Source organism: Legionella sp. W05-934-2, assembly GCF_964199965.1.
In the GTDB taxonomy this organism is placed as follows: Bacteria; Pseudomonadota; Gammaproteobacteria; order Legionellales; family Legionellaceae; genus JAFIFT01.
On sequence record NZ_CAXMZT010000012.1, the window covers coordinates 42,839 to 54,663 of the forward strand.

Sequence of the window (11,825 nt, forward strand, 5' to 3'; positions counted from 1 at the left end):
TTTTTGTAATAGTTACAGTGTCACAATTTGATTACCGTTTTTTGACTTTTCAAGGGGTAGTTCTATCATTTTACCTTCTGGAAATACATCTAACTTCTGTTTGTCATGCGCTAATACTGTCAAAAAAAATTGATCGTCACTGTTTTTAATATAATTAGCAAGTTGTTTTTGGTGCTGCGCATCCAGTTCTGCAAATATGTCATCCATTAAATGGATACATTGTTTGTTTAATAGTTGGCTTTGACTCAATTTTAGCCCGATAAGCGCAATTTTTTGCTGTCCTCTGGATAATATTTTCTTTGCTTGTGTTTCATCTGTTTCTAGCAAAATATCTGCCTGATGGATTCCAACACTGGTATATCCTCTGTGTATATCTCTTTCAATGTTATTTGCCAGGGATTCTCTCAGTGATAAACCGCTGTCTTTTTTATCCCAACCTTTGTCATAATTCAACTGGATAGTTAGATTGCTTAATTGCTTTAGTACTGTAGTGTACTCAATTTTTAATAATTTAATATAATCTGAACGCATTGATGAAATGCGCTCACCAACTTGCGCCAGCTGATCGTCCCAGGGATTGAGCAACTCCTTTTTAGGTTTTTGTTTTAATAAACTGTTGCGCTGCTTAAGAATTTGTTTATACCGTTTCCAATATTGCAGATAATCATGTTTCACGTGAAACATTCCCCAATCCAACATAGCACGCCGAATGGTTGGTCCTGCATCCATGATTTGAAATATATCTTGGTAATAGATTTGACAAGGCATCAAATAAGCCAGTTGACTGGTGGATAAACAAGGTTGTTCATCAATTTTTACAATAGTAGGCATATTTAGGGATTTAGCTATCATTAAATGCGAGTATCCGTCATTGCCATGAATAACTAACTGCCCTTGACCATGTTGAATTAAAGGGGATATCTCTCTGGTTTTAAATGAATGCCCACTACTAAGTAGGTAAATAGCTTCAAGTATGGTTGTTTTACCGGTGGCATTTTCACCTAAAATATAATTACATTTGTTATTAAATGTCAGCTTGGCTGTATTAAAAGATCGTAAGGAATGTACTTGCAACTGCTGAAGAATCATAGCTTCATTGGCATAATAATGTATTGGTACGCTTCATCAGCTAAACTTTCAAAAAGTAAACTACTATTTTCATCAACAAAGGACAACCTTATCAACCCGTCTTGGCAATGATTAATCACATCCAGTAAATAGGCAGCATTCAGACCTAATTGTATAGGTTGGCCATCAACTTCAGCTGAAACAATTTCTTTGGCTTCTTCTTGTTGTTGATTATTAGCAGTCAACTGTAACTGCCCAGATTGTACAGACACAACTATTGCTTTTGTCTTTTCATGCGCCAAAATGGTAATTCGATTTAACGCTTTCTTTAACGAATCACGATCCAGCAGGACAAACGTGTTTAGCTGTTTTGGAATTGCCTTTTGGTAGGGAGGATAACGAGATTCAACTAATTTAGTATTAAACGAGAAAATCTTAGTTTTTAAACAAAAATGACTTTCCCCGGCAGAAATATCGACCTTTTCATCCTCGATAGCCGATAATAAACGGAGCAATTCAAGAACAGCTTTTCGAGGAACAATGATACGATGCGGAATCTCAACTCGTGTTTCATCCGTATGACAAATAGCTAGCCGATGACCATCCGTTGCAACGGCAGTGGTACCTTGGGCATCAAACGATAACAGCATGCCATTTAGAAAAACACGGACATCTTGTTGTGACATTGAAAAATAGGTGGATTGTAAAAGATGAGTCAACCGAGCTTTAGAAAGACTCAATTCAACAAGATTTTGCGGCTGCTCACTAATAGGAAAGCCATCTGCTGGTAACGTGGCAAGCTTAAAATGGCTATGTTTATCCCGGATAACAAGCTGCTTTTCTTCAACAACGATAAGTGGTTTTGCATCATCATCCAAAGAACGGATAATATCAACAAATTTTTTAGCGGGTACTGTGGTCTGACCAGTACCATTAGCATTATCAACCTTCAACCTTGCCGTTACATCAATTTCAAGATCAGTTGCCGATAAAATTAATTCTTCATGATTTAATGTTAATAAAATATTAGACAAAATAGGCATTGATTGTTTTCGATCGACTGCGCCAGCTACTGTTAGCAAAGGCAACTGTAAGGCTGCTTTATCAATAGAAAATTGAAACATTATAACCCATCTCCTAAGACGACAAGGTACGCATTAAATTTTTATAATCATCTGCAAAATCAGAATCTTCTTGAACTAAATCTTTAACCTTTCGGCAAGCATGTATCACCGTCGTATGATCGCGCCCCCCAAACAAATCACCAATTTCAGGCAAACTATGATTGGTTAATTCCTTGGCTAAAGCCATTGCCATTTGTCTAGGTCTAGCAATAGAACGACTACGTCTTTTAGATAAAAGATCAGCAACCTTTACTTTATAATAATCAGAAACGGTCTTTTGAATATTTTCAATGGTAACCAATTTATCTTGTAGCGCTAAAAGATCCCGCAATGCTTCATGCACAAACTCGATGGTAATTGTCTTGCCAGTAAAGTGTGCATTGGCTATAACACGCCGTAAAGCCCCTTCCAATTCTCTCACATTGGAGCGGATGCGTTTAGCGATGAAAAAAGCAACTTCATATGGAAGTTCAATATTAGCAGCTTCTGCTTTTGAAATTAAAATAGCCACACGAGTCTCAAGTTCAGGTGGCTCAACAGCAACCGTTAACCCCCAACCAAATCGTGATTTCAGCCGCTCTTCCATGCCTTCGATTTCTTTTGGATAGCGATCTGACGTCAAAATAATTTGTTTTTGCCCTTCCAGTAACGCATTGAAAGTATGAAAAAATTCTTCTTGCGATCGATCTTTTCCAGCAAAGAACTGAATATCATCAATCAATAATGCATTGAGTGAACGATAAAACCGTTTAAATTCATTAATAGTATTGGTTTGTAACGCTTTAACCATATCAGCAACAAAACGTTCCGAGTGTAAATAAAGAACCTTTGCATCAGGGTTTTTACTAAGAATTTCATTTCCTATGGCATGCATTAGGTGGGTTTTGCCTAAGCCAACACCTCCATAAATAAATAACGGATTGTAAGCACCACCTGGCTTTTCAGCGACTTGAAGTGAAGCAGCACGTGCAAGCTGGTTTGAATTGCCCTCGACATAACGGTCAAATCGAAAATCAGGGTTTAAATGACTATGTTTATAATCAGCGGCCTTTTTCATGACTTTACGAACAGACGTTGAAGGACGGTCTGTGACTTCATTTAGCTCAGGAACCTTATTAATTTTCTTAGTTTTATTTGCAGGAATGTTCGTGTTGGAAGAACCAATTTCTATTGAAACGGCTTGTATGGCCGTGGGTTCAAAATGATTAACCAGCTCAATAATGCGATTTAAAAAGTGTTTTTTTAACCAATCCACAACAAATCGATTTGGTGCATACAAAGTTAATATTGAATCAGTAATATCAGCCTGAAGTGGTCTTAACCAAGTATTAAGTTGTTGTTCAGAGAATTCGTCTTCCAATATTTGAAGACACCTATCCCAAACATCAAGTTTTTTGTTACTCGATATAGTCACCAAAAACTCCAGAATTTGAGGGTTATCCTAAGGTGTGAGGAACAGAATTACATAACTAGAAAGTTCAACACACGATTAATTGATAATGGCTGTATGAATCATCAGTGTATGATTTAAGTTATCCACAGGTCAACGGGTTTGTAAAAAAAATTATGCCTTATCATTTAAAATAGAACAATCTTTTTCGATTTTAAAAACCATTTCGTAGAATAATAACCTGAATATTGATCTGTGGATAGAGGTGAATAACTTAATAATAAATTGGTTGTCACTGACAAAAGTTAAAAGTTATTATCAGAATAACACTGCACTATTCATGGAATATAAACAGGTATTAATTCCCGTATCCATATGATAATTAATATTATTTATGAGTTAACCACAGAATTTTAAAACATAATAACAAATATAAGTATTTTTTCTTAATTTATTTTATTATTAGTAAATCATATTTTGGCAAACTATCGGTTTCATTTTATAAATTTTGTTTCCCTATTCACTAGGGCTATCTAACAACGACATTTTTTCTTCACTCAACGAAAAAAAGATGAAAAAAATTGACACAAGGCATCATATTCCCTATTATTGCCTACCTAATTATATAATTCAGTCAAAGGTATGATTTATCATGAAACGTACATTTCAACCCAGTAATTTAAAACGTAAGCGTGATCATGGCTTTCGTGCACGCATGGCCACTCGTGGTGGACGAGCTGTTCTAAGTCGGCGTAGAGCTAAAGGACGTAAACGTCTATCCGCGTAGTGAACACATTCCCTAAAACGAAGCGATTAGTTCAGGCATCCGATTTTAAATTTGTTTTTGATCAGGCAAACAAAATCAAAAGCCCCTCGTTCCTGGTATTACATAAGCCGGGTTTAACATTAGAAAGTCGATTGGGTTTGGCAATATCAAAAAAGAAAATTGCCAAAGCCCACGATCGTAACCGGATTAAACGGATTGTCCGAGAATCGTTTAGGCAGCAACATCTCCCAGCGGTTGATGTGGTTGTTATCGCTCATTTTGGGGGAGAACTACAAGAAAACGCCGTTTTATTTAGGCAATTAGGTAAGATATGGTTAAAATTAACACAGTATTACGCCATCTAATTTGTTTACCAATAAAATTGTATCAACTAATTATCAGCCCTCTTCTTGGGGAGCATTGTCGATTTTATCCCAGTTGCTCACAGTATGCGATTGATGCGATTCAACATCGCGGGATTGTCATGGGGATTTGGTTAACTTTTCATCGTTTATGTCGCTGCCACCCCGGTTGTAAAGGGGGGTACGATCCCGTTCAATTGACTGAAGAGAATTAATTATGGACTTACGTCGTGTTGTTTTATATTCGATTTTAGCGCTAATTGTTTATAATCTTTGGATTGCTTGGCAACAAGATTATCCCCCTGTGAAAGTTGACTCCCAACTGAGTGCAACGAATAGCACCCCTTCAACCGCTTCGTCTGATTTACCAATGCCTCATGGGGAAGTGATTCAAACCCAAAACCCAAATCAAGAGCAAGCGTCGGTAGACACCAGTGCACCTGAAATCGATAAATTAGCTGATAAACAGCAACTTATATCCGTCAAAACCGATGTTTTAAGTATGAAAATTGATCTGGCCCATGGGGATATCGTTGAAGCAAAACTGTTGGATTATCCCGTAAGTGTTGAACAAAAAAACAAACCCATCACGTTATTAAATAACAGTGAAAATGAGACATATATAGCACGTAGCCAAATGGTTGCTTTAGAAAATAAAGCACCTAAACCATTAAAGATTGAATGGCAAACTGCAAAGAGTGATTATCAACTTAACACAGGCGATGATCAGTTAACCGTTACATTAGTTGGTAGAGATAAACAAGGCAATCAAGTTAAAAAACACTTCTATTTGAAACGAGGCGATTATTTAGTAAATGTCTCTTATGATTTCAACAACAGTACAAATACAACAAAGCGAATTTATCAGATTAATCAGATTGTTCGTGAACAACCTAAAGAAGATCCATCTGGGTTATTTCATATAGGTTCATTTACAGGGGCCTCCTACTCTAACCCTGGGGAAAAGCTGTATCAAAAAGTCAGTTTTAAACAAATGACTAAATCGAACCTCAATGTGAAAACGCAAGGTGGTTGGATTGCTATGCAACAGCATTATTTCTTAACGGCATGGGTACCCGAAGCAAATCAAAAGAACACTATTTTTACCCGCTCTTCCAATGAATTATATACTATCGGACTAGTTGGGCCTTCTGTGGCAATATCACCAGGAAAATCCCATCAGTTTAATCAACAGATCTATATCGGACCAGAAATTACCAGCGTGCTTAAAACAATAGCGCCAGGTTTAGATATGACCATTGATTATGGCTTGTTATGGTTCCTATCGTCACTATTATTTGCCGTCATGAAAGCAATTCATAGTGTGGTTGGAAACTGGGGCTGGTCAATCGTGTTAGTAACGGTGTTAATTAAACTCGCCTTTTATCGACTATCGGCGACGAGCTATAAGTCGATGGCTAATATGCGTAAACTCCAACCTAAACTCGAAGCATTACGCCAACGATATGGTGATGATAAAGCCAAACTAAGCCAGGAAACGATGGCTTTATATCGTAAAGAAAAGATAAACCCATTAGGGGGATGTTTACCAATCCTTGTTCAAATACCTGTGTTTATTGCCTTGTATTGGGTATTATTAGAAAGTGTTGAATTACGTCAAGCCCCCTTTATTGGCTGGATACAGGATTTATCTGTCGCCGATCCTTATCACATATTACCAATCATCATGGGCTTGACGATGCTTATTCAACAAAAGTTAAACCCCGCTCCGCCCGATCCAATGCAAGCGAAGATGATGATGTTCTTGCCTGTTGTTTTCACCGCCTTATTTTGGGGATTCCCAGCTGGTTTAGTACTCTATTGGATAGTCAATAATACCCTTTCAATTTTGCAGCAGTGGTATATCACCAATAAATTCAGTGAAAATAAGGCATTGAAAAAATTGAAAAAAGCTTAATTATGAGCGATGACACCATTGTGGCCTGTGCAACACCACCTGGACAAGGTGGTGTTGGCATTTTAAGAATATCCGGACCAAAAACACTATCACTCATCAAAGCTTTGACTCGAAGACAGCAGTTTAAGCCGCGTTATGCAACCTATATCCATATTTACGATTTAGATGACAACACGTTAGATTCAGGAATTGGGATCTATTTTCCTGGACCGCATTCCTTTACAGGTGAAGATGTGTTTGAGCTGCAGCTACATGGTTCACCAATAATGCTCGACGCAATTATCAAAAAAATCACGGAAGAAGGCGCTCGACTAGCTCAACCTGGAGAGTTTTCACTGCGTGCATTTTTAAATAATAAAATCGATTTGATTCAAGCAGAAGCTATCGCTGATTTAATCGCTGCACAATCACTTACTTCAGCGAAAATGGCAGGCCAATCATTGCAGGGTAATTTCTCTCGCCGAATAAATGAGTTAAATGAACGGATTATTCATTTAAGAATGTATGTTGAAGCAGCTATTGATTTCCCAGAAGAAGAAATCGATTTTATTAGCGAGGGGCATGTTGCTGAACAGCTGGATAGTATTATTGAACAAGTCCGAATAATAATTTCTCAAGCTGGACAAGGTGTGATGATGCGAGAAGGGGTTACCATTGTGATAGCTGGGCAACCCAATGTTGGCAAATCAACGTTAATTAATGCTTTGGCTGAAAAAGAAGTTGCCATTGTCACAGATATCGCTGGAACAACACGCGATGTAATGCGGGAATATATATTAATTGATGATATCCCGGTGCATATCATTGACACAGCTGGTTTAAGGGAAAGTGATGATCCTGTTGAGAAGGTTGGTATTGCTAAAGCATGGCAAGCGTTAGCGCAGGCAGATTGTCTTTTATATTTGATTGATATCAACGAACATGATGAGGAGCATCCTCTGACAGCAGAGATAAAAAAAAAGCTAGCCAAATCGACACCTATCTTACGGGTGTATAATAAAATTGATACGGTAAAACTGCCAGCAAAAATATCTGAAAACACAGCCTATATCAGTGCAAAAAAAGAAATTGGTTTAGATGCATTGAAACAGAAAATTAAACAACTCATTGGCCAATATGATTTCGAAGGGCAATTTATGGCAAGACGACGACATGTCGATGCCCTAACTCAATGCCTGCAACTGCTTGTTAATGGGAAGGAACAGCTCCATCAGCATAAAGCAGGTGAATTGCTTGCGGATGATTTAACCCACGCTCATCGCGCCCTTTCGCAAATCACCGGTGAGTATCACGCAGATGATCTGTTAGGCGAGATTTTTTCATCGTTTTGTATTGGAAAATAGGATAAATGATTAACTTTTGAGGAGTAACGTTGTAAAAGAGTCATGGATAAGCACTCATATTATACAAACAGTATTGTGTAAAAAGAAATAAAGTGGTATATTTTTAGTCTGTCTGTTTTTTATGAGTGTATGTTAATGACAAATATAACAGCTACTGCTGCTCAAGAGAAAATAGTCCCTTTTTACGCTCATAAAAAGTCTTTTTTCGATGGCTCAGCAAAAAATGAAGTGCGATATGCTGCCTTGCTATCCGATCACATGACATCATCAGAATTATTTGTTAATCAGGATGTTATACATCAAGAATTCGACGATCTAAGTGCCGTTTTGGATACGATGAATGTCGATGAAAACACGGAGCAGTTTTTCTATTTCTCATTATATTGCTGCTATTTATTGGAAAAATATCATGCCGCATGCGGTGATTTTTACAAAACGCAGCATTATAAACAAAAGGCACAAGCCTTAATTGACAAGTTAAATCGCGTTGAAAATGTGCAAAACGTTGAACAAAGAAAACAATTCTTAGCTGCCTTGTCGCAAACGTTCCAAGATACATGGGATGAGGCTAAGCAGTCAGTGCTTAACCCAGGAAAATTCGCACAAACAATCGGTTATATCAATTTATCAAGAATTGTTTTAGTGTTGTCACGGTTAAGTTTAAGCCAAGTTTTTGTGGTGCTTGAAGAGAATAAAATTCTCGAAAAACTCGGTAAACTTCTTAATCGAAATATCACTTCTGCAGAAATCATTGCAAAGATGGGAACCGTCAGTGGGCTATTTAATGCCTTGAGTGTCATCATGTTTGGTTCGAGGTTGGTAAGAAATCTTGCTGCAACTTTCTATTTCACATTTTGTCCAACGGAAGAGGCAAAAAAAGCGTTGCCTGATGTGTTAAGTCGCTTATATCACCAGCTCTATCAGAAGAAAGGCGCGTTACTGAATGACAGCGTTTGGGTGGTGATCAATGGTGTCACAAATTATCAATTATTTGGTATGTCTGCCTTTGCTTCTATGGGTATAACCGCCGGTTTTATGTTTTTTGATGTGGCTGTTTTGTTATACTTAAAATACTGTGATGAGCAAGTTTATATTAAAAAGCAGCAACAATATGATCAAGAAATCAAGGCGTTGCTTGATAGCCTCAGTGCACAATCTCTATCGGAAGTAGAAAAAAATTCCCTTTTAATGCAATTAAAGGTATTAGAAAAACAAAAAATGTATAACCAAATCAATTGGCGACAAACAGCGGCTGTTTATAATTTCCAAACATTGGCTGCTTTGATGCTTGGCACAGGGTTTAGTTTTTCAATTCTCGTTGCCTCACCCATTGTGGTCATTGCCTGTTATTCAATTTGCTTAGTAGCCGTATCGATGATTTTGGCAGGTAATGATTATGGGAAATTACAAGCAATTAAAGGAAAAATTGAACATGCAGACGCATTGGAATTGGATAAAGCAGTGCTTGAGAAAGAATATCAGCAGGCCAGACAGGATTTAGTAAAAAACTTAGTGAAAAATACTGTCGTCCCTTCAATTTTGATTGGAACCTTCTTGGTGTGTTGGGAAGCGGCTCTTGTTTTAACGGTTAGTTATCTTGTTGTTGAAGGATTTAAATATTATCAACAACATATAGCAGCAAATTTGGTTGAAGAAGCTGATAAAGATGTAACATTCAAAGCGCAAAAGCCCGGCTTTGCATAAACAGTATCACCCAAACAGTTATTCATCATTTGGGTGATGCTGGATTAAACATTTTAAACACTCACCGCACTACCTACCTCTTCCAAGGAATTTTTACGAGACAGCTCATTTCGGTACGTCAACACACGCTTATCCATAACCCAAAACCATAAGGGTGGGATAACTGCCAACAACATCATGCCCAAATACCCTGAAGGAAGTTGCGGGCTTTCATCGAGATGCCTTAACACCTGATAGGGCTTAGCACCATAAGTGTGATGGTCAGAGTGACGTTGCAGATGAAAGAGGACTAAATTACTAAACCAATGATTGGCATTCCAGGAGTGGATAGGTGATACTGGCTCGTAACGACCATTGGCTAGCTTACGACGTTCTAAACCATAATGTTCAATATAATTGACAATTTCTAATAGCAAGATTGCTGTTATCGATTGAACCACAAAAAAAGCGAGAGCAGAAGCCCCAAAAATAGCAGTAACTGCTACGATAATGGCTATAGGACCAAAGATAATCCACCAAAAATTATTATGCCAACTAAAAAGCGAATACCCTTTTCGTTGTAGTCTTTTTTGTTCGATATTCCAGGAAGAACGAACCGTGCCAAGGAGTGTTTTTAGCAAAAAACGGTAGACATTCATTCCAAGCGGTGCTGAAGCAGGATCCTGTTTTGTAGCAACATTAAAATGGTGGCCTCTGACATGCTCAATTGACCAGTGACCATAACAGACAAAACAAAGAAGAAGCTTACTCAATGCTTGATCCACGTTATTTTTTTTATGGATTAATTCGTGGGATAAGGTAATCCCGACACCGCCAGTCAATAGCCCAATAGACAATGTAAAACCCCACCATTCAAGTAGCGTTAACGTTTGATAAGTTACAGCATAGCATCCTAATGCAATTATACTGATTTGCATCGGAGCGTAGAGCAAGACAATCCGCCGAAAAAATTTATCATTCAACAAGATTTTTTCTTGTTCTAGCGTCGGATTATTCGCATCAATCACGAAATAATCGAGTAGAGGTATCCCCACATAGATGACAAAAAATGGCAACAACACATAGATACCACCCAAGTAAAGACTTATAAAAGGCAAAGGGAGGAGCAGATAGATAAATAGGAAACAATATTTTTTGCGATTTAACATAGTAAACTGGTTGTTTAGTAAACATAGGATTAATATAGTTTACAAAGTGATTTTTAGCTTGGTAATAATGGCCAACTACAGGTTATAAAAGGACAAGTTCCTATCATAATAGGCTTGGATGGTGCAATAACAGTTAATTTTTGCTATTTTGCAACGACAGCGCCAATTGATAGAGCTTATTTTTGGGTTTTCCAGTGATTTTGGCACATAAATGAGCGGCTTGTTTGACAGGTAATTCAGATAATAATAACGCTAAGATTGTTTCCGAATTATCTTTTTCTTCGATAATCATTGGCGGAAACAATAGAACAAACTCACCCTTTTGGTGATTTAAATCCGATACTAACCATTGTCTATGTTGTTCTGCTGTTCCATAACGAATAGTCTCAAATGCTTTCGTGAGCTCTTTGGCCAGAACAAAGTGATAGTGTTGATCAAATAACTGGTCAATACAGGAGAGGGTATCCAAAAGTCGATGAGGTGATTCATAACAAACCAGGGTTAAACCCTGTTGTGTAAACTGACGCAACAGTGTCATCTTCTGCTCTGATTTATGTGGCAGAAAACCTAAAAAGGTGAATTGCTGGCAAGGAATGCCAGCGCAAGAAAGTGCTGCAATTAGTGCACAACTTCCTGGAATGGGGCTGACGGGAATATGTTGTTGGTGGGCGAGTTGAATCAGAGGATAACCCGGATCGCTAATTAATGGTGTGCCTGCATCGCTGATCAAGGCAATAGACGCGCCCTCTTTAACGCGGTTGAGGATCGATTGAGCTTTCTGTTGCTCGTTATGAGCATGCATGGCATACATCGGCTTATTAATTTGATAAGCTTGTAAAAGCGTTTTCGAATGTCTGGTGTCTTCAGCAACAATGAAGTCCACGGATTTAAGGGTGTCAATGGCACGTTTAGAGATATCATCTAAATGACCGATTGGGGTGGCAATAACAAAAATTGTTCCGTATCCTATTGATGAAAGATTCTTCATAGTTTAAGCTCTGT

11 protein-coding genes are annotated in these 11,825 nt (G+C 37.9%); 6 read left to right on the forward strand and 5 right to left on the reverse strand.

Features of this window, described 5'->3' with window-relative positions; genetic code table 11:
• Positions 1 to 12: 12 nt before the first annotated feature.
• Genes recF through dnaA form a run of 3 tightly spaced genes read right to left on the reverse strand, consistent with a single transcriptional unit; the run spans position 13 to position 3,600 of the window.
• Complete coding sequence (gene recF, locus AB3348_RS12975; RefSeq protein WP_367608028.1) at positions 13 to 1,089, reverse strand: DNA replication/repair protein RecF; 1,077 nt, start codon at positions 1,087 to 1,089, stop codon at positions 13 to 15.
• Positions 1,086 to 2,192, reverse strand: coding sequence for a DNA polymerase III subunit beta (dnaN, locus tag AB3348_RS12980; protein WP_367608029.1), 1,107 nt, complete (start codon positions 2,190 to 2,192; stop codon positions 1,086 to 1,088). Before dnaN ends, recF begins: the two co-directional genes overlap by 4 nt.
• 13 nt (positions 2,193 to 2,205) lie before the next feature.
• A complete protein-coding gene (dnaA, locus tag AB3348_RS12985; RefSeq protein WP_367608095.1) occupies positions 2,206 to 3,600 on the reverse strand; it encodes a chromosomal replication initiator protein DnaA in 1,395 nt (464 codons plus the stop codon).
• A 634-nt stretch (positions 3,601 to 4,234) separates the two neighbouring features.
• Here dnaA and rpmH point away from each other — a divergent pair.
• The 6 genes from rpmH (at position 4,235) to AB3348_RS13015 (ending at position 9,675) form a co-directional block, all read left to right on the forward strand.
• Positions 4,235 to 4,369, forward strand: coding sequence for a 50S ribosomal protein L34 (gene rpmH / locus AB3348_RS12990; RefSeq protein WP_367608030.1), 135 nt, complete (start codon positions 4,235 to 4,237; stop codon positions 4,367 to 4,369).
• Complete coding sequence (rnpA, locus tag AB3348_RS12995) at positions 4,369 to 4,713, forward strand: ribonuclease P protein component (RefSeq protein ID WP_367608031.1); 345 nt, start codon at positions 4,369 to 4,371, stop codon at positions 4,711 to 4,713. Before rpmH ends, rnpA begins: the two co-directional genes overlap by 1 nt.
• Positions 4,680 to 4,925, forward strand: coding sequence for a membrane protein insertion efficiency factor YidD (gene yidD, locus AB3348_RS13000; RefSeq protein WP_367608032.1), 246 nt, complete (start codon positions 4,680 to 4,682; stop codon positions 4,923 to 4,925). The genes rnpA and yidD overlap by 34 nt, the downstream gene beginning before the upstream one ends.
• Positions 4,926 to 4,927: 2 nt before the next feature.
• Entirely contained in the window at positions 4,928 to 6,628 is a 1,701-nt protein-coding gene (gene yidC, locus AB3348_RS13005; RefSeq protein ID WP_367608034.1) for a membrane protein insertase YidC, read from the forward strand.
• Positions 6,629 to 6,630: 2 nt separating this feature from the next.
• A complete protein-coding gene (gene mnmE / locus AB3348_RS13010; protein ID WP_367608035.1) occupies positions 6,631 to 7,971 on the forward strand; it encodes a tRNA uridine-5-carboxymethylaminomethyl(34) synthesis GTPase MnmE in 1,341 nt (446 codons plus the stop codon).
• Positions 7,972 to 8,106: 135 nt separating this feature from the next.
• Positions 8,107 to 9,675, forward strand: coding sequence for a hypothetical protein (locus AB3348_RS13015; protein WP_367608036.1), 1,569 nt, complete (start codon positions 8,107 to 8,109; stop codon positions 9,673 to 9,675).
• Between the two features lie 53 nt (positions 9,676 to 9,728).
• On the opposite strand, the gene AB3348_RS13020 is transcribed toward AB3348_RS13015, so the two are convergent.
• Together AB3348_RS13020 and rsmI are read right to left on the reverse strand one after the other, a co-directional pair.
• Positions 9,729 to 10,823: an alkane 1-monooxygenase gene (locus AB3348_RS13020; protein WP_367608037.1), complete on the reverse strand. Its 1,095-nt coding sequence runs from the start codon at positions 10,821 to 10,823 to the stop codon at positions 9,729 to 9,731.
• Positions 10,824 to 10,956: 133 nt separating this feature from the next.
• On the reverse strand, positions 10,957 to 11,811 hold the full coding sequence (gene rsmI, locus AB3348_RS13025) for a 16S rRNA (cytidine(1402)-2'-O)-methyltransferase (RefSeq protein WP_367608038.1): 855 nt from the start codon (positions 11,809 to 11,811) through the stop codon (positions 10,957 to 10,959).
• Positions 11,812 to 11,825: the final 14 nt, after the last annotated feature.